Annotated in this window: 14 protein-coding genes and 1 pseudogene; 11 read left to right on the top strand and 4 right to left on the bottom strand. The window is 50.1% G+C overall.

Annotated features, from left to right (window positions below):
* The first annotated feature begins 44 nt into the window (after positions 1–44).
* Entirely contained in the window at positions 45–2,210 is a 2,166-nt protein-coding gene (locus SPI9445_RS0104465) for a WD40 repeat domain-containing protein (RefSeq protein WP_017303528.1), read from the top strand.
* Between the two features lie 10 nt (positions 2,211–2,220).
* Here SPI9445_RS0104465 and SPI9445_RS24350 read toward each other — a convergent pair whose 3' ends face one another.
* Entirely contained in the window at positions 2,221–3,165 is a 945-nt protein-coding gene (locus SPI9445_RS24350; protein ID WP_237747924.1) for an MORN repeat-containing protein, read from the bottom strand.
* Positions 3,166–3,214: 49 nt separating this feature from the next.
* Between SPI9445_RS24350 and SPI9445_RS31940 the strand changes: the two are divergent.
* A pseudogene (locus SPI9445_RS31940) lies at positions 3,215–3,373 on the top strand (RNA-guided endonuclease TnpB family protein); the annotation flags it as partial.
* An 86-nt stretch (positions 3,374–3,459) separates the two neighbouring features.
* Here SPI9445_RS31940 and SPI9445_RS0104455 read toward each other — a convergent pair.
* Both SPI9445_RS0104455 and SPI9445_RS0104450 read right to left on the bottom strand, forming a co-directional pair.
* The gene (locus tag SPI9445_RS0104455) at positions 3,460–4,218 is read right to left on the bottom strand and encodes a cobalt-precorrin-6A reductase (RefSeq protein WP_017303526.1); all 759 of its coding nucleotides are present in this window, start codon (positions 4,216–4,218) and stop codon (positions 3,460–3,462) included.
* Positions 4,215–4,541 (bottom strand): GGDEF domain-containing protein, encoded by a 327-nt coding sequence (locus SPI9445_RS0104450; RefSeq protein ID WP_017303525.1) that lies wholly within the window; start codon positions 4,539–4,541, stop codon positions 4,215–4,217. The genes SPI9445_RS0104455 and SPI9445_RS0104450 overlap by 4 nt, the downstream gene beginning before the upstream one ends.
* A 386-nt stretch (positions 4,542–4,927) precedes the next feature.
* Here SPI9445_RS0104450 and SPI9445_RS0104440 point away from each other — a divergent pair, with 386 nt between their 5' ends.
* Positions 4,928–6,247 carry a DNA methyltransferase gene (locus SPI9445_RS0104440; RefSeq protein ID WP_017303523.1) on the top strand — a complete coding sequence of 440 codons (1,320 nt, stop codon included), beginning with the start codon at positions 4,928–4,930 and terminating at the stop codon, positions 6,245–6,247.
* A gap of 406 nt (positions 6,248–6,653) precedes the next feature.
* On the opposite strand, the gene hisD is transcribed toward SPI9445_RS0104440, so the two are convergent.
* Positions 6,654–7,952, bottom strand: coding sequence for a histidinol dehydrogenase (hisD, locus tag SPI9445_RS0104430; protein WP_017303521.1), 1,299 nt, complete (start codon positions 7,950–7,952; stop codon positions 6,654–6,656).
* Between the two features lie 368 nt (positions 7,953–8,320).
* On the opposite strand from hisD, the gene rpsT reads away from it, so the two are divergent.
* From rpsT to SPI9445_RS0104380, 8 genes are all read left to right on the top strand, one after another.
* The gene (rpsT, locus tag SPI9445_RS0104420; RefSeq protein ID WP_026079524.1) at positions 8,321–8,629 is read left to right on the top strand and encodes a 30S ribosomal protein S20; all 309 of its coding nucleotides are present in this window, start codon (positions 8,321–8,323) and stop codon (positions 8,627–8,629) included.
* Positions 8,630–8,804: 175 nt separating this feature from the next.
* Positions 8,805–9,587, top strand: a complete 783-nt coding sequence (locus tag SPI9445_RS0104415) for a TatD family hydrolase (RefSeq protein ID WP_026079523.1) — start codon at positions 8,805–8,807, stop codon at positions 9,585–9,587.
* 59 nt (positions 9,588–9,646) lie between these two features.
* Entirely contained in the window at positions 9,647–12,997 is a 3,351-nt protein-coding gene (rpoB, locus tag SPI9445_RS0104410; RefSeq protein ID WP_017303516.1) for a DNA-directed RNA polymerase subunit beta, read from the top strand.
* Between the two features lie 116 nt (positions 12,998–13,113).
* Entirely contained in the window at positions 13,114–14,997 is a 1,884-nt protein-coding gene (locus tag SPI9445_RS0104405) for a DNA-directed RNA polymerase subunit gamma (protein WP_017303515.1), read from the top strand.
* A 66-nt stretch (positions 14,998–15,063) separates the two neighbouring features.
* On the top strand, positions 15,064–19,242 hold the full coding sequence (locus SPI9445_RS24345) for a DNA-directed RNA polymerase subunit beta' (protein WP_017303514.1): 4,179 nt from the start codon (positions 15,064–15,066) through the stop codon (positions 19,240–19,242).
* 198 nt (positions 19,243–19,440) lie between these two features.
* The gene (locus tag SPI9445_RS0104390; RefSeq protein WP_017303512.1) at positions 19,441–19,809 is read left to right on the top strand and encodes a metal-sensing transcriptional repressor; all 369 of its coding nucleotides are present in this window, start codon (positions 19,441–19,443) and stop codon (positions 19,807–19,809) included.
* 169 nt (positions 19,810–19,978) lie between these two features.
* On the top strand, positions 19,979–20,890 hold the full coding sequence (locus tag SPI9445_RS0104385; RefSeq protein WP_420329814.1) for an undecaprenyl-diphosphate phosphatase: 912 nt from the start codon (positions 19,979–19,981) through the stop codon (positions 20,888–20,890).
* A gap of 59 nt (positions 20,891–20,949) precedes the next feature.
* Complete coding sequence (locus SPI9445_RS0104380) at positions 20,950–22,290, top strand: TIGR03279 family radical SAM protein (RefSeq protein WP_017303510.1); 1,341 nt, start codon at positions 20,950–20,952, stop codon at positions 22,288–22,290.
* Positions 22,291–22,305 lie beyond the last annotated feature (15 nt).

The raw sequence follows: 22,305 nt of genomic DNA, 5'->3' as shown, positions 1-22,305 counted from the left end.
CCCTCCCTAAATCCTAAACCATTACGCCCTATTCCCCTAATTCCATGAACACTTTAACCAGTTCACTCACCACTCAACTCTCTCATAAAGATTTAACGTTAAAAGCCGATAAATCCGGGGCAAAATTTACGATTCAAGTCACCAACCAAAGTGATAAATTTGCCAGCTTTCAAATCGAAATTTTAGCCGCAGGGTTAGACCAAAAAGCCTCTAAAGATTGGTGGACAATTGCCCCAGAAGTTTCGACCAAAAAGCCTCCCGGGGATAGCACAGAATTTGCGATTGAGATTGTTAAATCTCCCTTACCCGGTTTTGCTGGATTAGTTAACTTAACCGTGCGGATTTTTTCTATTGAATTACAAGTCGAAGATCGTCATGTGATTCGCTTGACCGTAGAATCTGATGGCATTACAGCACTTAAAGGGGAATTACCTGTCACCACATTCCAAGCCATTCCGGGAGCTAAAATAGACATTCCCTTGCGCTTATTAAATCCGAGTAAAGGCACTGTTACCACACAAGTTAATCTATTAGGATTACCGCCTGCGTGGCATCTCTCCGCCGAATCCCAGAAAACCATTGATTTAACCTCTCAACAGTGGCACGAACTTGAATTATCCGTAGAGATTCCCAGCTTATCCGGTCACTCCTCAGCCTTACGCACTCAATCCTATTCCTTCCACATTGAAGCGACTCCCAGCCAAGGAATGGGGGTAAAGGTAGGGGGAGAGATTGAAATTTTGCCCTCGGGAAATGTCTTTTTTGCTATCAGCCCGAAAGAACAGCGTGTTCCGGTTGCGTCTAATCAATTTCGCTTTTCGGATCTATTGCCCAAACGGCAAGTTCCCCCCGCTATTTATACTTTAACCTTCACCAATCAAAGTAATATTGCTCAACAGGTCAGTGCGAATATTTTAAAGTATCAACGCGAAGAAGATCGCAAAGCCTGCACCTTAGAAGTTGTCCCCTCTGAAGAGACAGTAAACCCCCAAGAAACCCAAGAGTTAGAGTTAATTGCACAACCCCGTCGTCCTTGGGTGGGGTTGAGTAAAAAGTTATTGCTGGAGTTATCTGGGGTGATTTCCGATGAGCGAGTGACGTTAGAAAATCCTGACCAGCAGGTAGAGTTGGAGGTGTTCCCTATTATTCCCCGGTGGTGGCAAGGGGTGTTAGCTTTGCTGGTGGTGTTGTGCCTGTGGTGGTTGTGGGGATTCAAGGCGACGTTACGAGAACATAGCGCTCCGGTGAATGTTGTGCGTTTAAATGGGTTGGGGGATTGGGTGCTGAGTGGGTCTAATGACCAAACGGTGAGACGTTGGGGGGTGCAGAATGCTCGACGTTTGGAGGCGTTGGGGGTGTTTACGGCCACGGAAAAAGCGGTGCGCACGCTCCATTATCGCCCGGTGGATAATAATGTGATGGCGATGGGGTTGGAAACGGGGGAGGTGCAGTTATGGGATTTGTTGGGTCAACGTACTACTCCGCAAACCTTGGTTTTTCAACGGGATGATCGGGTGTTAGATTTGGAGTTTACCCAAGATTCTCGCTATTTATTTAGTGGTCATGGGAGTGGGTTAGTGTTGAAGTGGGATGTAGGAGGATCTCAACGACTGACGACTCCTGCAGGGCCCCAATTGCAACAACAGTTAGATTTTGCTATCTATGATCTGGCTTTAGTGGGGCCTGGGGAGGATTATTTAGCGATTGCTGGCCGTTATAATCAGTTGCTTTTGTGGGATTGGTCGGAGAATGAGCGCCAAACGATCAACTACCCCACGGGAGGCCAGGATGATTATATTACCAGTCTAGCGACTTCCCGGATGACGAATTTATTGGCAACGGCGGATAATCAAGGTCGGATTATGATTTGGGATTTGGAGGGGTGTTTAGGTGGCAATAGTCAGGATTGTTCTATTGTGGATCAGTGGGAACAGGATGAACAGAAGGCGGTGAGAAGTGTGGCTATGAGTCAAGATGGCTGTTATCTGGCCAGTGGGGGGGATGATGGACGCTTGATGTTGTGGGTGTTGACGGAGACGGGACGACGGGCGGGTAAGTATATTAGCGGACAGGTGATTGCGAGACAACGAGCTAAAATCAATGCTGTTGACCTATTGCTGGTGAATGACCGGGTGGTTTTGGTGATGGGGGATGATCAGGGGAAGGTGCGGTTATATTCTCGCCGACGGGAGGCGACGAGTTGCCGTTAGGGGGAGGAAGTCACCGCGCCCGAGAGATACCACGGGGAGCGCCAAAGACGAATTCTCCCCGATAACTTTGACCATTGGCATAGGTGGCTACCCCAATGCCGTGGGGGGCTCCAAAGCGTAATTCTCCACTGTAGCGATCGCCATTGCTATAGGTGCAAGTGCCGCGACCACTAAAGGTAAAGTCGTTGAATTCTCCTTGACAGCGATCGCCATTGGCTGTGATAATTTGCCCCGCTCCGTTGGGCTGACCCCGATAGAAATTGCCCGTAAACCGAGAACAAACGACTTGTCCCCCTCTCACCAAACAGGCCGGAGTGGTCATTGTACCTTGTCCGTGAGGTACACCGTTCCGAAACATCCCATCGTAGCGCAGACAGCGTAATTCTGCCCCATAGGCTTGGCAAATGCCATAGACAAATGTCCCGCGACCCTCGGGCCGACCGTTACGAACTCCCCCAAAGTAGCGGCTATCTCGCTTGTCCACATTTTCCATTGTGATCAGATTATTGTTGACCACAAAGAGGAAATTTTCCGTTTCTAGGGAGCGAAAGGTAAATTGACCGGTTCCGTGGGGTGTTCCGTTTAGCACTTCTCCATCATAGCGGTCATCATTGCCATAAATAAACCGCCCCCGTCCATTGGGTCGGTCATTGCTAAACTGTCCTTCATAAATGGTGGCTAAATTATCATCCCCGCCCCCATTGCCTTCGGAAAAATAGAAAACCCCTTGACCTTGACGCTGACCATTAACAATTGTCCCGCGATAGTAGCCCTCGGGATATTCACAAATCCCACGGCCTGTAAAACCGTTAAATTGACCCTCACAGCGTATTCCATTGGGTAGGGTAATAATGGCTTGTGCGATCGCAGGTTTAGCCATTGTCACAAGACTTAGTAGCGGTAAACCGGACGTAATGAAGAGAGTTTTTGCCAGTTTTATCCAGATGTCGCCCATAGTATAAACAGTTCCAAATACCGAGATTTTGCTCATTCCATCATATCTCTTGGGTCTGAAGAATATGTTAAAAAATCCTTCCCTCGCTCTGTCCATTTCGGATGCGAGTTGGGGCGAATTGGTCAGGATTGACCGTTGCTTCCCCTCCTTCAAGCACGGCTCGAACTGTGGGCAGATCATTGAACGATTGCCGATGAATGTTCGAGAGTAAGCTGTTCAGCATTTCAACGCTACTGGCAGGATGGAGAAGTCTTGGCAGATTAGCGAGATGGCCACTGATGGGTTAAATCTTGGTTAAAATCCTGTTTCTAACCTTGTTTCTAACCAAGCGAGGACACTTTGAACATCCGCGACTTTTTCCCCTTCAGGCACAGGTGGGCGCTTTACCATAATTACTGTGATTCCTAACTCTCGGGCGGCGATGATTTTGGCGTAAGTGGCATGACCGCCGCTATTTTTGCTGACTAGCCCACCAATTTGATAATCTTGCAAAAGCGATCGCTCTGACTCTAGGGAAAAAGGCCCCCGTGCCAGCAATAATTGTCCTGGTGGGATGTTGGCATTTGATGGGGGAGGGTCAATCATGCGCATCAAAAACCAGATATCTTTTAAATGGGCATAGGTGGGGAGTTCTTGGCGACCAATGGTGAGAAAAACCCGTTCAGCGAACCCGGGCAAAATATCCGCCGCCCCTTGATTACTTTCGACTTCAATCCAATGATCTCCGGGGACTTTTTCCCAAGCGGGACGACTTAACATTAATCGGGGAATGCCACAATCTGAGGCAGCTTGAGCCGCATTGAAGGAAATTTGGGCGGCAAAGGGATGGGTCGCATCAATTAAAAAATCAATGCCCTCGCGGCGTAGATAGTTGGCTAATCCTGTTGCACCGCCGAAACCCCCTTGACGGGAAGGGGTGGTGAGAGTTATGGGATCTTTCGTCCGACCTGCCAAGGAAGCGATCGCCTCTACCCCCGGAATCGCCTCAATTTTCCCCGCTAATGCCGAGGCTTCTCCTGTTCCACCTAAAATCAAAACTCTTTTCGGATTCATATCAGTTGAGTTGGCGAGACTTCAGCGCCACAGACTCGGTTTCGCCCCTGCTGTTTAGCCCGATAAAGAGCCGCATCAGCACGAGCAATTAGGGTTTCTGGGGTTTCGCCGCCAGTCGTGCTAGCAATGCCCAAGCTAGCCGTTACTTGACCGACGTTTGGGTGATTGTATGTCGCTAAACAAGTGCGCAACTCTTCTGCTCTCTGAGCCACTTCCACAGAGCTAGAGACGGAGAGCAGCAAGATCAAAAACTCCTCCCCGCCCCAGCGTGCGGCTAAATCATTATCGGGAAGGTATTCTTTCAGGAGTTGAGCTACTTGCATAAAGACAGTTGAGCTACTTGCATAAAGACAACAGCATATAAACATATTACGCCAACCGTCCCAATGAGTACTAGGGCGTAATATTGTGGCCGCCACTGCAACAAGGCTAGAGCAATAGTTATAGAGGGAATCATGATAGGGTAGGCGACCCGATCAACTATATTCACCTGATGTCTTATCAAGGCTTCGATTATCCAAGTAACAGTGAGAGCCAGGTTCAAGATGCTAAAAAAAACTTTCAGCAACCACCTTTGCAAATCTCGCAAATCTAGTAACAAGTGCCTATCTGATCAGTTTCAGACTGAAGATATATCAGTCGCTCAGGGAAAAAGCTTGGTAAAATTGAGAACTCATGGTACTTTGAAAGCATTTGGTTCAAAGCAAAAATGTTTAAACAACTGTCTTTATTTGAAACGACTATTAGTAATAGTAACAAGTATTTTGATGAAAGAATACGGCAGTCTGGATTTGATTATGAAGAAATTGATATAGGAGATATCACTTTTAAAACAGGTCAACTAGAACCGATCCATAGATGGTATCGTTTGACTCCAAGTTACTCACCCAATTTAGTCAGATTTTTGATTAAGGAATTCCAAATTACTCCAGATCATTTCGTCGTTGATCCATTTAGTGGTCGAGGGACTACTTGTATTGAATGCCAGAAACAGGGAATTAGATCCCTTGGGATTGAGATTAATCCCCTGTTACAACAAACTGGTACTAAATCATTGAAGTGGGAAACTCAAAACCTCCATCTGATTCAAAATTACTTAGCTGAAGTATCCAGATTAATTCAAGATAGTAAAAAAATATCATTAGATGAAGTAATACAGTTGTTTAATACTAGAGTTCCTATTATTTATAACGTATTTAGATGGTGGGAAAAAAACGTTCTTAAGGAATTGATAATATGCCGAGAAGTAGCAAACAACCCAGGGTATTCTGGTGTTTACGACTACTTGTGGTTAGCCCTCAATAAAACTTGCTTGGATTGTGCAAATATTCATAGAAACCATCCCACAATTACTTTCGACGATCATCATCAAAGAGAAATTGATGTTTTCGGTGAAATGAGTTTCAATTTAAATATAATTTGCAGTGATTTGAGACAACTTAGCCAAAAAGAGATTAGCTTGTCGGAGCTAAGTTCTATTGTTCTAGGTGACTCAACGAATAACTTAAAACAACAAGTTAAGCAGTCCTCTGATTTTATAATTACTTCTCCCCCCTATCCAAACCGCTATAGCTATGTTCATCAGACAAGACCACAACTGCATTTTATGGAGTTATTTGATGATGTTAAGCAAGCGACAGAAGTTGACCTGCAAGCTGTGGGCGGAACTTGGGGCAGAGCTACATCGATTTTACAGAATAAACTACTGGAAGTTCCTACACCCATTAAACCCTATCTTTGTTATTACGACCAACTCAAGATTAAAAGCACTTTAATGTGTAATTATGCTACTAAATACTTTATCAATATGTGGCAACATATTAAGTCGCTTCACGAAATTAAATCGGCTAATTTTCGTGCTGCTTACATTGTGGGTAATTCGAGGTTATCGGGTGTAGAGATATTCACTGAGAGCATTTTAGCTGAACTTTTTAAGCATGAAGGTTTTTATGTTGAAAAAGTTGTATTGTTTAGAAAAAGAGGGGGGCGAAAAAACCTCTATGAAACAGCTATTTTTGTTAAAATTTAGAGAAAACGTTAGCTATTTCTTGGCTAAGAATTTCGGAGTTTTGCTCTAAAAAAGTGTGAAGGTTGAACCCGGTGATGGATTGTATCAAGTTGAAGCTTACCATCCCTTCATAAAGCACCCAACTCTTGGAGAGTCTAGCAAGTGGACTTCTTAAAGAGGTGTTACAAAATATCAACATAATTGGAAGGATTCCATGCGCTTTTAAGGCTAAGGACATATCATAATTCGCATTTTCATCCAATACTTGCCGAGCTTAACCTGATTGCGCCCTTCGTGTTTAACGATGTAGATTGTGGCATTAGCACAGAAAACCCATTGACAGGGGAAAGTCAAGGGAAAGCTGAGAGATTAAACCACACCCCACACTACTCGCCTTGGGTTTAGGGGATTCCTGCATCTTGTTTTGTTAATTTTCCATCCGTAAACGAACAGACTCCCGGTGAGAGTGTAACCCTTCAGCATCTGCTAAGGTTTGAATGGCTCGACCCATCTCACTTAGGGCTTTGGGGGAGTATTGAATCAAACTAGAGTGTTTCAGGAAGGTTTCCACCCCCAAGGCGGAAGAATAGCGGGCTGAACCGGAGGTGGGGAGGGTGTGATTGGGGCCGGCCAAATAGTCGCCAACGGCTTCCGGGGTGGAGTTCCCCAAGAAAATGGCCCCGGCATGGCGAATCTGTTCGAGGAGATCCCAAGGTTCGGCAATTTCCAGTTCTAAGTGTTCTGGGGCGAAGAGATTCGAGAGTTCGGCGGCGGTCTTGAGGGAGTCTACTACAATGATTAAGCCATAGTGGGCGATCGCCTTTTCCGTCAAAATTCGCCGAGGATGGTTCTGTAACTGCCCTTGAACCTCCTGTTGAACTTTTTTCGCTAACCCCTCATCCGGTGTAATTAAAATCGCCGCCGCCATCGGATCATGTTCCGCCTGCGCCAACAGATCCGCCGCCACATGAACCGGATTCGCCTGCTGATCGGCAATAATCAATACCTCCGAGGGGCCGGCGAGGGAATCAATCCCCACTAAACCATAGACCATCTTTTTGGCCAGGGTGACGTAAATATTACCAGGGCCTGTGATCACATCCACATTCGGGATTGTCTCGGTTCCGTAGGCCAACGCTGCGATCGCCTGCGCCCCCCCCACCCGATAAATTTCTGTAATTCCCGCCTCCTGGGCTGCCACCAACACCGCCGGGGAAATTTTCCCCCCTTCACTCGGCGGAGTCACCATCACAATACGCGGCACCTGCGCCACCTTCGCGGGAATGGCGTTCATAATCACCGTGCTGGGGTAGGCCGCCCGCCCCCCCGGAATATACAAGCCCGCCCGATCTACTGGAGTGTACCGTTTACCTAGGATGACATTATCATCCTCCGTAAACTGAACCCAAGACTTGGGAATCCGTTGCCGATGAAACGCCTCTACACGCCGACAAGCCAAGCTGATGGCATCCAAGAGATCCTTAGAGACTTGTTGGTAGGCTGCATCCAGTTCCGAACCACTGACCCGTAATTGGCTCAGGGTCAGAGTTTGCCCATCAAATTTGGCGGTGTAATCCAAAAGTGCGCGATCGCCCTGTTGTCGAACCGTTTGCAGAATATCCCGCACCGTTTCTTCCACTTGAAGCGTTTCGCTACCATGAGTGCGCCCGCCAATGCGCTGAAGTTCTGTGTGTGCCTCAGACTGCTGAGTAATAATTCGCAGCATGGAGTCAAAATGCCTTCGCTACTTCCCATTGTTTCTCTAGCTTAACTTGTATTGCCCAGACTTGCCTGCTTTTCCTCTCCCCTTCTGGGAAAAATCTCCCCCAGCCCTCACCACCTACCCCCGGCCACACAAGCTTTTCCCCCCTTTTTTTCCTTGAGACAAAACTTTCTCCCTTTGCCCTTGCCAGACTTTGACCTAAAATGTTATATTGATATGTCCTGAGTAGTGTGAGGGTGGAAAAACCTGCCATTTTCCGGTTCACCCCCAGACGAAAAGCCAGAGCCTCCCCAAGCTAATTATTTATAGCTCAAGGGTAGGAAGCACTCAAAACCCCAAAACTCCAAATACATCGTTTCCCCGAACTGACCGTGGCTAATAACAAATCTGCAATTAAACGCATTCAAATTGCTGAACGGAATCGCCTGAGAAACAAGGCTTATAAGTCAGCCGTGAAAACCCTGATGAAACGCTATTTTACGGCTGTTGAAGCCTATGTACAAGACCAAACCCCCGAAGCACTCGAAAAAGTTGACCAAGCTCGCTCCTCGGCCTACCAAAAAATCGATAAAGCGGTGAAAAGAGGAGTACTGCACGCCAACACCGGATCGCGTCGGAAAGCGCGTTTAGCTCGTTTTTGGCGCATGACCCACGAGAAAGCCCAAGCCGTGAAGGCATAACTTGCGCAAAAAGTCAAGAGTTCAGACTGGACTCAATCCCATTCTTCCTCTTGGCTTCAAATCTCCCCTCCAGTTGGGCAGAGAAACCTAAAGTTTCCCTCAAAAACTGGCAGCCCACAGCCCGTAAAACGGCCGAGTGTTTTTTGAATCCATCAGTTTAGCAAACTGGGTTGTAATGCAGTTAATTGACACCCACGTTCATATTAACTTTGCTGACTTTCAGCAAGACTTAGATGCTCTACAAACCCGTTGGCAAGAAGCTGGTGTTGTTCGTCTCGTGCATTCCTGCGTAGAGCCGAGCGAGTTTGTGAGTATTCAGGCTTTGGCCGACCGATTCCCCGAGCTATCCTTTGCCGTCGGATTACATCCCCTAGATGCCGACAAATGGGGCGAAGGAACAGCCGACGAGATTCGTCAATTGGCGCGCTCAGATTCTAGAGTCGTAGCCATTGGGGAACTCGGTTTAGACTATTACAAAGCCACCAATCAAGATCAACAAAACAAGGTTTGCCGTGTGCAGCTTCAAATCGCTGCGGAACTCGGCAAACCTGTTATCGTGCATTGTCGGGATGCCGCCGCCGATCTGCGAGATTTGGTGAGGCACCAGTCACAGGAATATGGAGAAATCCGAGGAGTAATGCACTGTTGGGGCGGTAGCCCGGAAGAAACCCAATGGTTTTTAGACCTAGGATTTTATATCAGTTTTAGTGGGATTGTCACCTTCAAGAACGCCCACAGCGTTAAAGCCTCGGCCCAAATGGTGCCTTGCGATCGCCTGCTCATTGAAACCGACTGTCCCTTTCTTGCCCCCGTCCCCCAACGAGGCAAACGCAACGAACCCGCCTTTGTGCGCTACGTTGCCCAAACCCTAGCAGACCTGCGAGGAGTCAGCCTAGAAGAACTCGCCCAACAAACCACCGCCAACGCTTGTCAGCTATTCGGCTTAAACGCGAGTTAATTATTAATTATCACTGGTTCAGTCCCCGTTCCCAGTTTCCACCTAATCGAGAATCACTCATGACCAACCCCACCCATAACCTACTGCCGGATCTGATTGAAATTCAACGATCTAGCTTTCGCTGGTTTTTGGAAACCGGACTCATTGAAGAACTCAATAGTTTCTCCCCCATCACCGACTACACCGGGAAACTAGAACTGCACTTTATCGGCGAAAAATACAAACTCCACGCCCCCAAATACGACGTAGACGAAGCCAAACGGCGCGATGCCAGCTACGCCGTCCAGATGTACGTTCCCACCCGTTTAATCAACAAAGAAACCGGAGAAATCAAAGAACAGGAAGTCTTTATCGGCGACCTGCCCCTGATGACCGAACGGGGAACCTTCATCATCAACGGGGCCGAACGAGTCATCGTCAACCAAATCGTGCGATCGCCCGGAGTTTACTACAAATCCGAAACCGACAAAAACGGTCGCCGCACCTACTCCGCCTCCCTCATCCCCAACCGAGGCGCTTGGCTCAAATTTGAAACCGACAAAAACGACCTCGTGTGGGTGCGCATCGACAAAACCCGGAAACTTTCATCCCAAGTCCTGCTTAAAGCCATCGGACTTGGCGACAACGAAATCCTCGACGCCCTGCGTCACCCCGACTACTACCACAAAACCCTCGAAAAAGAAGGCAACCCCAGCGAAGACGACGCCCTGATGGAACTCTACAAAAAACTCCGTCCCGGCGAACCCCCCACCGTAAGCGGCGGCCGTCAACTGCTAGACTCCCGCTTCTTCGACAACAAACGCTACGACCTCGGCAAAGTCGGGCGCTACAAACTCAACCGCAAACTGCGGCTCAACGTCCCCGACAGCACCCGCGTCCTCACCCCCACCGACATCCTCGCCGCCATCGACTACCTGATTAACCTAGAATTCGACGTCGGCAACGTAGACGACATCGACCACCTCGGCAACCGTCGCGTCCGTTCCGTCGGGGAACTCCTACAAAACCAAGTCCGCGTCGGCCTCAACCGTCTAGAACGCATCATCCGGGAACGGATGACCGTCTCCGAAGCCGACTCCCTCACCCCTGCCTCCCTCGTCAACCCCAAACCCCTCGTCGCGGCGATTAAAGAATTCTTTGGCTCCTCCCAACTGTCCCAGTTCATGGACCAAACCAACCCCCTCGCCGAACTCACCCACAAACGCCGGATTAGCGCCCTTGGCCCCGGCGGGTTAACCCGAGAACGGGCAGGCTTCGCCGTGCGAGACATTCACCCCTCCCACTACGGCCGCATTTGCCCCGTAGAAACCCCCGAAGGCCCCAACGCCGGACTAATTGGCTCCCTCGCCACCTTCGCCCGCGTCAACGACTACGGCTTCATAGAAACCCCCTATCGGCGCGCCCAAAACGGACGAGTCTGTTTAGATGAACCCGTCGTTTACCTCACCGCCGACGAAGAAGACGACCGCCAAGTAGCCCCCGGCGACGTAGCCACCGACGAAAACGGCTACATCCTTGGGGATGAAATTCCCGTGCGGTATCGGCAGGAATTCTCCACCACCACCCCCGACCAAGTGGACTATGTAGCCATCTCCCCCATGCAGATTGTCTCCGTAGCCACCTCCCTGATTCCCTTCCTCGAACACGACGACGCCAACCGCGCCCTCATGGGGTCTAATATGCAGCGTCAAGCCGTTCCCCTCCTCAAACCAGAGCGCCCCCTCGTCGGCACCGGCCTAGAAGCCCAAGCCGCCCGAGACTCCGGCATGGTGGTTGTATCTCGTCATCAAGGCATAGTGAGTTACGTCGATGCCGAACGAGTAAAAATCACCGTAGACCCCACCCCACCCCCCGGCACCCCCCTGGGCGAAGGAGAAGCCCCCCCCCATCCAGAACCAACCGCCCCCCAAGTAGTCGAATACGAACTACAAAAGTATCAACGCTCCAACCAAGACACCTGCTTAAACCAGCGACCCCTCATCTTCCCCGGAGAACCCGTCGTCCCCGGTCAAGTCCTCGCCGACGGTTCCGCCAGTGAAGGGGGAGAAATCGCCCTCGGTCAAAACATCCTCCTCGCCTATATGCCTTGGGAAGGCTACAACTATGAAGATGCCATCCTCATTAGTGAGCGGCTCGTCATGGATGATGTCTACACCAGCATTCACATTGAAAAATACGAAATCGAAGCCCGCCAGACCAAACTCGGCCCCGAAGAAATCACCCGAGAAATCCCCAACGTCGGGGAAGATGCCCTACGACACCTCGACGAACGGGGAATTATTCGCATTGGGGCTTGGGTCGAATCCGGCGACATCCTCGTAGGGAAAGTTACCCCCAAAGGCGAGTCCGACCAACCCCCCGAAGAAAAACTGCTGCGCGCCATCTTCGGAGAAAAAGCCCGAGACGTGCGGGACAACTCCCTGCGCGTCCCCAACGGAGAAAAAGGCCGCGTCGTTGATGTGCGCGTCTTCACCCGGGAACAAGGCGACGAACTCCCCCCCGGTGCCAACATGGTCGTCCGGGTCTACGTCGCCCAAAAACGCAAAATCCAAGTCGGCGACAAAATGGCCGGTCGTCACGGCAACAAAGGGATTATTTCCCGCATCCTGCCCATGGAAGATATGCCCTACCTGCCCGACGGTCGCCCCGTGGATATTGTCCTGAACCCCTTGGGCGTACCCTCCCGGATGAACGTGGGACAAGTCTTTGAATGTCTCCTCGGTTGGGCCGGTGAAAACTTAGGCGCACGCTTTAAAATCACCCCCTTCGATGAAATGTATGGGGAAGAAGCCTCCCGCCTCACCGTTCACGGCAAACTAGAAGAAGCCAGCCGGAAAGCCGGACGTGATTGGGTCTTTGACCCCGAAAACCCCGGCAAAATCCAAGTTTACGACGGACGCACCGGGGAACCCTTCGACCGTCCCGTAACCGTAGGTATTGCCTATATGTTGAAACTGGTTCACCTCGTAGACGATAAAATTCACGCCCGTTCTACCGGCCCCTACTCCCTCGTTACCCAGCAACCTCTGGGGGGCAAAGCCCAACAAGGGGGACAACGGTTCGGGGAAATGGAAGTGTGGGCGCTGGAAGCTTACGGCGCGGCCTACACCCTACAAGAACTGCTTACCGTTAAGTCCGATGATATGCAGGGACGGAACGAAGCCCTCAACGCCATTGTCAAAGGGAAACCCATTCCCCGGCCGGGAACTCCTGAATCCTTCAAGGTGTTAATGCGGGAACTCCAGTCCTTGGGGTTAGATATTGCCGTTCACAAAGTCGAAACCGCTAAAAATGGAGATAGCCAAGATGTGGAAGTAGACCTCATGGCCGACGTTGAACGGCGACGCACCCCCAACCGTCCCACCTATGAATCTTTGACCAGCGAAGATTTGCAAGAGGACGAAGTGTGAATAGGTAATAGGGAACAGGGAACAGGGAATAGGGAATAATTATCAATTTTCCGTCCCCCCCTCTCCCTCTCCCCCCCTACACATTAACCCCCAACCCCTAACCCCTAACAATTGACATGAGAAACCAGACCGAACAGCGTTTTGATTACGTCAAGATTGGCATTGCTTCCCCCGACCGGATTCGCCAGTGGGGAGAGCGCACCCTGCCTAATGGTCAAATCGTAGGAGAAGTGACCAAACCGGAAACCATTAACTACCGCACCCTGAAACCGGAAATGGATGGTCTGTTCTGTGAACGGATTTTTGGGCCGGCCAAGGATTGGGAATGTCACTGCGGGAAATATAAACGGGTGCGCCATCGGGGTATTGTCTGCGAGCGCTGCGGGGTGGAAGTTACAGAATCCCGCGTCCGTCGTCACCGCATGGGCTTTATTAAATTAGCCGCCCCTGTGACCCATGTTTGGTACCTCAAAGGCATCCCCAGCTATTTAAGCATTTTGTTAGATATGCCCCTGCGGGATGTAGAGCAAATTGTTTACTTTAACGCCTATGTGGTCTTAGACCCCGGCAATGCCACAAACCTACAATATCGCCAGTTGTTGAGCGAGGACCAATGGCTAGAAATTGAAGAACAACTCTATGCCGAAGATTCGGAATTAGAAGGCATTGAGGTAGGTATTGGGGCCGAGGCAGTTCAGCGCTTACTCGAAGAGGTGAACTTAGAAGAAGAGGCGGAAAAACTGCGGGAAGAAATCACCGGAGCCAAAGGGCAAAAACGCGCCAAATTAATTAAACGGCTACGGGTGATTGATAACTTTATTGCTACAGGTTCCCGGCCGGAGTGGATGGTGTTGGATGTGATTCCCGTGATTCCCCCGGATTTACGCCCCATGGTGCAGTTAGATGGGGGGCGTTTTGCTACCTCTGACTTAAACGACCTCTACCGTCGGGTAATTAACCGCAATAACCGATTAGCCCGTTTACAAGAGATTCTCGCGCCGGAAATCATTGTGCGCAACGAAAAACGGATGTTACAAGAAGCCGTTGATGCCCTGATTGATAACGGACGACGAGGCCGGACAGTGGTGGGGGCGAATAACCGAGCGCTCAAGTCTTTGTCCGACATTATCGAAGGGAAACAAGGGCGTTTCCGCCAAAACTTGTTAGGGAAACGGGTAGACTATTCGGGACGGTCTGTGATTGTGGTGGGGCCGAAACTGAAGATTTATCAGTGCGGATTGCCTCGGGAAATGGCCATTGAGTTGTTCCAGCCTTTTGTGATTCACCGCTTGATTAAGAATGGGTTGGTGAATAATATCAAGGCGGCCAAAAAGCTGATTCAACGGGGCGATACGGCGGTTTGGGAAGTGTTGGAGGAAGTGATTGCCGGACACCCGGTTCTCCTTAACCGTGCGCCCACGCTGCACCGTTTAGGGATTCAAGCCTTTGAACCGATTTTAGTAGAAGGGCGAGCGATTCAACTCCATCCTTTAGTGTGTCCGGCGTTTAACGCGGACTTTGACGGCGACCAAATGGCGGTTCACGTTCCCCTGTCTTTGGAGTCTCAGGCGGAGGCTCGTTTGTTGATGTTGGCTTGTCACAATATCTTATCTCCGGCGACGGGGAAACCCATTGTGGCTCCGTCTCAGGATATGGTGTTGGGGTGTTATTACCTAACGGCGGAAAATCCGGCGGTACAAACTCCTGAGAAGGGAGCAGGGCGTTATTTTGCCTCTATGGATGATGCGCTACGAGCTTTTGAACAGGGACAGTTAGATATTCATACCTTTATTTGGCTACGTTACAACGGCGATGTAAACACCGTGAAACCTGATGATGAAGTGGTCAAGGAGGAAACCCAAAGTGATGGCAGTGTGGTCAAGCTCTATCGAGAACGCAAGGTGCGGGAGTTACCGGATGGCGGTCAGTTCCAATATATTCGCACCACTCCGGGTCGGATTATTTACAACAAAATGATTCGGGAGGCTTTGATTAATTAGGTGGAGGGAACAGGGAATAGGGAGAGGGGGAGCAGGGGAATAGTGAATAGCCAAAACTTTTGACTATTGCTTTTTCCCGACTCCCGACTCCCGATTCCCGACTCCCTAGGGCGCAAGCATTGCGCCCCTACACCGATTCCCGACTCCCAATTCCCTGTTCCCTGTTCCCTGTTCCCCGTTCCCTTGTTATTGATTACCGATTGTCCCCTACGCGAGAAAACCATGTCTAAAGAACCCGTTTTTTTTAACCGAATCGTTGATAAAGGCCAATTGAAAAAGCTCATTGCCTGGGCGTTTACGAATTATGGCAGTGCGCGCTGTTCTCAAGTGGCTGACCAACTTAAAGAATTAGGGTTTCGCTATGCTACCCGTGCCGGGGTGTCCATTAGTGTGGATGATTTGCAGGTGCCTCCGGTGAAGAAGCAAATGCTGCAAGAGGCAGAAGAAGAGGTGCGCATCACGGAAAACCGTTATCGGACTGGGCAAATTACCGAGGTGGAACGATTCCAGAAGGTGATTGATACTTGGAATAAAACCTCAGAAACTCTTAAAGATGAGGTGGTGCGCAACTTTAAAGATACGAACCCCCTCAATAGTGTGTATATGATGGCTTTTTCTGGGGCGCGGGGGAATTTATCTCAGGTGCGTCAGTTGGTGGGGATGCGGGGCTTGATGGCGGACCCTCAAGGGGAAATTATCGGGTTGCCGATTAAAACCAATTTCCGGGAAGGCTTGACGGTGACGGAGTATATTATTTCGTCTTACGGGGCGCGGAAAGGGTTGGTGGATACGGCTTTACGGACGGCGGACTCTGGGTATTTAACCCGGCGGTTGGTGGATGTGAGCCAAGATGTGATCGTGCGGGAGGTGGACTGCGGCACGGAACGGGGGGTGATGGTGGAGGCGATGAAAGATGGCGATCGCATTTTAATCCCCCTCGCTAACCGTTTATTCGGTCGTGTCTTAGCCGAAGATGTAATTGACCCCAAAACCGGAGAAGTCGTCGCCGAGCGTAATCAGCCCATTGATGAAGATGTAGCCGAACGGGTGCAAAATGCTGTAGAGCGGGTTAAAGTGCGTTCAAGTTTAACCTGTGAAGCCGCCCGTAGTGTCTGCCAACATTGTTATGGTTGGAGTTTAGCCCACGGTAAAATGGTTAATATGGGCGAAGCCATTGGGATTATTGCCGCCCAGTCCATTGGAGAACCTGGGACACAGTTAACCATGCGGACATTCCACACGGGAGGGGTCTTTACCGGGGAAGTGGCGCGCAATGTGCAAGCAGAACACCCCGGTACTGTAGGCTTTGACTCCAAACTCCGCACCCGCCCGGTACGGACTCGCCACGGGGACGAACGGGAACAGGTGGAAGTGGCCGGGGAACTCTTACTAGAGTTAGAAAATGGGGACGTGATTCCCTATTCTGTCACGGCGGGTTCTCTGCTGTTTGTCAAAGTCGGGCAAAAGGTGGAGAAAGATGAACTCTTAGCGGAAGTTGCCCTACCTAAACGCCAACGCTCCACAGAAAAGGCGACCAAAGACGTGACCAGTGACTTGGCTGGGGAGGTTTTATTTGACCGCTTAGTAGAAGAAGAAAAAACCGACCGTCAAGGCAACACGACCCACATTGTCCAACGGGGGGGCTTAATTTGGGTGCTTTCGGGGGAAGTGTATAACCTCCTACCGGGGGCTGAACCCGTAGTGGAAAACGGTGCCATGCTAGAACGGGGGGATGTTCTCGCTCAGACCAAACTGGCCACCGCCCACGGGGGGGTTGTCCGTCTGACTCCCGGCAGTCGGGAAATTGAGATTATCACCGCCTCGGTGCAGTTAGACCAAGCTCGGGTACAGCGAACGGCTACCGGAGGACGGGAACAATATATTATTCAAACCGCCCTCGGTCAACGGTTTTTGCTCAAGGCTACGCCGGGCACCAAGTTATTAAACCATCAAGTGGTGGCGGAACTGATTGACGACCGCTATCGCACCCACACCGGGGGCATTGTCAAATATGCTGGGGTGGAAGTGGGTCGCCTGCGGGGACGGGCGAAACAGGGCTATGAAGTGACCCAAGGGGGAACCTTAATCTGGATTCCCGAAGAATGCCATGAGGTCAATAAGGACATCTCTCTGTTACTGGTGGAAGAAGGCCAGTATGTGGAAGCCGGAACCGAAGTGGTGAAGGATATTTTCTGCCAATCCAGTGGGGTGGTGGAAGTGGTGCAGAAAAATGACATTCTGCGGGAAATGGTGATTAAACCGGGGGATTTACATCTCTTGGATGAACCGCCTTTGATGGAAGCGGATGGCCAACTGCTGCCCCCCGGAACGGAAGTTCTGCCCGGTGTGGTGTTGGAAGAAATGCGCTTTGGGCAGTATTTGGACACCCCCGAAGGGGTGGCGCTCTTATTGCGCCCGGTGGTGGAATACCAAGTGGCTGACCAGCCCGATGTACCCTCCCAAGACTCCATTAATGACAAGTCCGGTCAGAAAATTTCTCTGCGCGCTGTGCAACGTCTGCACTATAAAGATGGGGAACGGGTGCGCTCTGTGGAAGGGGTGGAATTGTTAAGCACCCAACTGGTGTTAGAAATTGAGGCCGAAGATGGAGATGAACGAGAAATCGGCGGTTTGACGGCGGATATTGAGTTGATTCCTCTGGTCAATGACGAGCCGGAAACCGATGCCATTGTGACGGATCAGTTATCGATGGCCAGTGAGGCGGAAGTCTATGGTGGTGATTTAGTAGTACATGAGTATTTATTGCAAATTGTCATTCTGGAGTCCTTGGTGATTCGCCGGGATGTAGATGCTGATTCCCTCAGTGGTGGCACGAGAACGGAAATTTTGGTCGAAGATGGCCAAGAAATCCCCAAAGGGGCTGTAGTGGCGCGCACGGCTATTCAGTGTAAGGAAGCCGGGGAAGTGCGGGGGATTCTGAAGAGTGCTGAAGCCCTGCGGCGGATTCTGTTGGTGCGGGCAAGCGATCGCTTTGAAATCAACCTAGAGAGTAAACCCAAGGTTAAAGTCGGAGATTTGGTGGTGGCCGGTCAAGAACTCGCCCCCGGAATCCGGAGTTCTGATTCTGGGCAAGTTGTGTCCATTCAAGGGTCAACCGTCACCCTACGCTATGCCCGGCCTTATCGCGTCTCTGCTGGGGCTATTCTACAAATTGGTAACGGGGATTTAGTCCAACGGGGCGATAATTTGGTGTTATTGGTCTTTGAACGGTCGAAAACTGGGGACATCATCCAAGGGTTGCCCCGGATTGAAGAACTGCTAGAAGCCCGTCGCCCGAAAGAAGCCTGTTTACTCGCCCGTCGTCCGGGAACCGCTCAGGTGGTTTATGGGGAGGATGAATCGGTAGACATCAAGATTATTGAGGAGGATGGGGTGATTACGGATTATCCCCTCAGTCCCGGTCAAAACGTCATTGTTTCCGATGGTCAACAGGTGGAAGTGGCGGAACCCTTAACCGATGGTCCATCAAATCCCCACGAAATTCTCGAAACTTACTTTGAGTATTACAAAGACCTCAAAGGGGTTTATGAGGCCGCCTTGATTGGTTTACAAAAAGCCCAGATGTTCCTTGTGGAAAGTGTGCAAGGGGTTTATCAGTCCCAAGGGATTGAGATTTCCGACAAACACATTGAGGTGATTGTGCGGCAGATGACCTGTAAGGTGCGTATCGACGACGGGGGAGACACGACTATGTTACCCGGTGAGTTGGTGGAGTTGCGCCAAGTGGAACAGGTGAACGAAGCTATGGGCATTACCGGGGCGGCTCCGGCGCGTTATACTCCCGTTTTGTTGGGGATTACTAAGGCCTCTTTAAATACTGATAGTTTCATCAGTGCGGCCAGTTTCCAAGAAACCACCCGGGTATTGACGGAGGCAGCTATTGAAGGGAAATCCGATTGGCTGCGCGGTCTGAAAGAGAACGTGATCATCGGGCGTTTAATTCCGGCTGGGACGGGTTTCCATCTCCATGAGGACTTGCCCCTGAGTAGCTTAGATTTCGAGGGTTCTGGGGCTTTGCCTACAGGTCTTTGGGATTTAACCCCTGATCGGGATTTAAGTGAGACGATGGTTTATCCGGAGCGGGGTTTAGCTGGCGGTCGTCCTTTAGATGAGGATGTGGTGTTGGATGACCAAACTGCTCGCGCTTATAGTGTTGAGGATGCCGATCCGGATTCGGATTTTGATGTCCCCGATGAGTTTAATGAGTTCTATGAGGAAGAGTAAACCTTAAGTTAATTGGGGTTGGCTGAATCAGTCGGGAATAGGGAATAGGTAATAATTATCACCTCCCCCTGTTCCCTGCTCCCCCTCCCCCTGTTCCCTGTTCCCCGTTCTCTGTTCCCCCATCGTTATCAATTCCCTATTACCGAACCTAAACAACCTCACTCCACTTGCAGGATGGGGTTTCTCAAAAGAAAGATCATGAATATCCCCCTTGACGAGAATCAAGCTATCCCCCCATCCTCACTCTCAGAGCAAGGTGGCCCAGAACAAAAGGGACATTCTCACGCCCATCCCCATGTTCACAATCCCGAATCTCAACGGCAGATTATTAATCGTCTTTCCCGGATTGAGGGTCATATTCGGGGAATCAAAACAATGGTCAGTGAAGATCGTCATTGTCCCGAGGTGTTAATTCAGATTGCGGCGGTGCGGGGTGCATTAGACCGGGTGGCTCGTTTGATTTTGGATGAGCATTTAACCGCTTGTGTTGCCCGCGCTGCCCATGATGGGAACATTGAGGCCGAATTAAGCGAGTTAAAGGCGGCGTTGGATCGCTTTTTACCTTAAACTTGAACTCGCCGTTGCCCCCGTGAAGGTGAAATAGTCGATGAATAAGTTACAGCGTAAAGGTTTGGTGGTGTTGAGTGAGATGGCGTTAGGCTTGAGTCTGGCGATCGCCTTTTCCACTCTGACTCATCATATAGTCCTAGCTCAAACCCCAAGCCCTGCTACGGGGATGCCCCAGATTAATTGGTTTCAAGCGTTAGTCCTGGGCATGGTGCAAGGATTAACGGAATTTATCCCTATTAGTAGCACCGCACACCTGAAAGCCATTCCGGTGTTTTTGGGCTGGGGAGATCCCGGTGTCACCTTTACGGCCGTGGTGCAATTGGGCAGTATTGGGGCGGTGTTGTGGTATTTTCGACAGGATTTAATTGAGCTAACTTGGGGGGCGATTACTCAATTACGGATTCTCGCCGCTAAGAAGGAGTTACCCCCCCCCACTCCAACCCCTCCGACCCCAGAAGGCCCCCATCCCCCCTCCCCGGCCTTATCCTTGAAAATTGCCATTGGGATTGCGGTGGGGACATTACCGATTGTGATTGTGGGGTTAGGGTTTAAGCTGTTTATCCCGGATTTGGATAACTCTCCCCTGCGGAGTATGAACACTATTGCGATCGCCTCCATTGTCATGGCTTCTCTGTTAGGATTAGCCGAAAAGCTCGGCCAACGTCGTCGGGACTTTGACCACCTCACCACCCAAGACGGGATTTTGATGGGGATTGCCCAAGCGTTAGCCATTATCCCCGGCGTTTCTCGTTCCGGCTCCACCATCACCGCCGCCCTCTTTATTGGCTTAGAACGGGCTACAGCCGCCCGTTTTTCCTTCCTCTTGGGCATTCCAGCCATTACCCTGGCCGGATTAGTGGAACTCAAAACAGAAGTCTTAGATGCCAACGTCGGCACTCAACAGTGGATTCCCCTAGGCCTTGGGGTTCTTTCTTCGGCGGTTTTCTCCTATTTAGCGATCGCCTGGTTAATGAACTATCTCCAAAAACAAAATACTTGGCTCTTTGTCTGGTACCGTCTCGCCTTCGGGATTGTTATTCTCATTGCTTCCGCCTTTGGTCTTTTTGCCAATGTGTAGCCCAACCCTTGCTTCGCAACGCTGCGCGAACGCGGAGCGTCTCGTAGAGAACGCCGATTATGCCTATCCAACCCGCCAAAATTAGCCGCATCCTCCCCAACTCCATCGCCGAAGAAATCGGCTTTGAAATCGGCGATGCTATCGTTTCAATCAACGGAATCCAACCCCGGGATCTCATTGATTATCAATTCCTCTGTGCCGATGAAATTTTAGAACTGACCGTATTAGATCAACAGGGACAATATCACGAACTCGAAATAGAAAAAGACTACGAAGAAAACCTAGGCCTAGAATTTGAAACCGCCCTTTTTGATGGGCTTATTCAATGTAATAATCATTGTCCCTTCTGCTTCATTGACCAACAACCACCCGGCAAACGAGATAGTTTGTATTTCAAAGACGACGACTATCGCTTAAGTTTCCTCTACGGTAGTTATTTAACCTTAACCAATCTCCCCCCCAAAGAATGGCAACGCATCGAACAAATGCGCCTCTCCCCCCTCTACGTTTCCGTTCATGCCACCGAACCCGAGGTTAGAATTCGCCTGTTAAAAAATCCGCGTGCTGGGGATATATTAAATCAATTCCAATGGTTTCAAGAACGACGCTTACAAATTCATGCTCAAGTGGTTATTTGTCCCGGCATTAATGACGGAATCCACCTAGAAAGAACCCTCTTAGATTTAGCACAATTCCACCGAGGCGAAATTCCCACCATTCTCTCGGCTGCTGTCGTACCTGTTGGACTCACCCGTTTTCGTCCGAATCAAGACGAATTAACCCCTGTCACCCCGGAAAAAGCCAGACAGGTTATTCAACAAGTACAAACCTTACAACAAGAATTTCAGCAAAAACTAGGCACGACTTTTGCCTGGTTAGCCGATGAATGGTTTCTGATTGCCGAACAAGAACTCCCCCCAGAAGACCATTATGAGGATTACCCCCAAATCGGTAACGGGGTAGGGTCAATTCGGCAATTTATAAGAGACTTTCACCAGACTGTAGATGAATTTCTAGCGGATGCTCATTTAGAGAAAGTTCATCCTCCCCGTCGTCTAACGTGGGTGGTCGGAAATGCCGTTAAAACCGCCTTTAAACCCCTTGTTGAGCGGTTAAATGAACTAGAAGGTCTAGCGGTGCAACTTGCCCCCTTAAAAAGCAATTATTGGGGCATTGATATTGCCGTGACAGGCCTCTTAACGGGACAGGATTTAGTGCAAGATTTAGCCCATCAAGACTTAGGGGATGGGATCTTATTACCTTCGGTGATGTTGAAACATGACGACACTTTGTTTCTGGATGATCTCAGTGTTGAAACCGTCTCTGGGCAACTGAATGTTCCTATTTTTGTCGTCGCTGGTATTGAAGATTTACTGATCACGGCAATCCAAGAAATCTAAAATTGTTGATTGCTC

This window comes from Spirulina subsalsa PCC 9445 (assembly GCF_000314005.1).
Lineage (GTDB): Bacteria > Cyanobacteriota > Cyanobacteriia > Cyanobacteriales > Spirulinaceae > Spirulina_A > Spirulina_A subsalsa.
This window is presented reverse-complemented; position numbering and strand designations above follow the sequence as displayed.

Coding starts and splice junctions, on each gene's coding strand:
- SPI9445_RS0104405 (WP_017303515.1), top strand. CDS start 13,114: ATGAGAAACCAGACCGAACAGCGTTTTGATTACGTCAAGATTGGCATT.
- hisD (WP_017303521.1), bottom strand. CDS start 7,952: ATGCTGCGAATTATTACTCAGCAGTCTGAGGCACACACAGAACTTCAG.
- SPI9445_RS0104450 (WP_017303525.1), bottom strand. CDS start 4,541: ATGCAAGTAGCTCAACTCCTGAAAGAATACCTTCCCGATAATGATTTA.
- SPI9445_RS0104455 (WP_017303526.1), bottom strand. CDS start 4,218: ATGAATCCGAAAAGAGTTTTGATTTTAGGTGGAACAGGAGAAGCCTCG.
- SPI9445_RS24350 (WP_237747924.1), bottom strand. CDS start 3,165: ATGGGCGACATCTGGATAAAACTGGCAAAAACTCTCTTCATTACGTCC.
- SPI9445_RS0104415 (WP_026079523.1), top strand. CDS start 8,805: ATGCAGTTAATTGACACCCACGTTCATATTAACTTTGCTGACTTTCAG.
- rpoB (WP_017303516.1), top strand. CDS start 9,647: ATGACCAACCCCACCCATAACCTACTGCCGGATCTGATTGAAATTCAA.
- SPI9445_RS0104385 (WP_420329814.1), top strand. CDS start 19,979: ATGCCCCAGATTAATTGGTTTCAAGCGTTAGTCCTGGGCATGGTGCAA.
- SPI9445_RS0104440 (WP_017303523.1), top strand. CDS start 4,928: ATGTTTAAACAACTGTCTTTATTTGAAACGACTATTAGTAATAGTAAC.
- SPI9445_RS0104465 (WP_017303528.1), top strand. CDS start 45: ATGAACACTTTAACCAGTTCACTCACCACTCAACTCTCTCATAAAGAT.
- SPI9445_RS0104390 (WP_017303512.1), top strand. CDS start 19,441: ATGAATATCCCCCTTGACGAGAATCAAGCTATCCCCCCATCCTCACTC.
- SPI9445_RS0104380 (WP_017303510.1), top strand. CDS start 20,950: ATGCCTATCCAACCCGCCAAAATTAGCCGCATCCTCCCCAACTCCATC.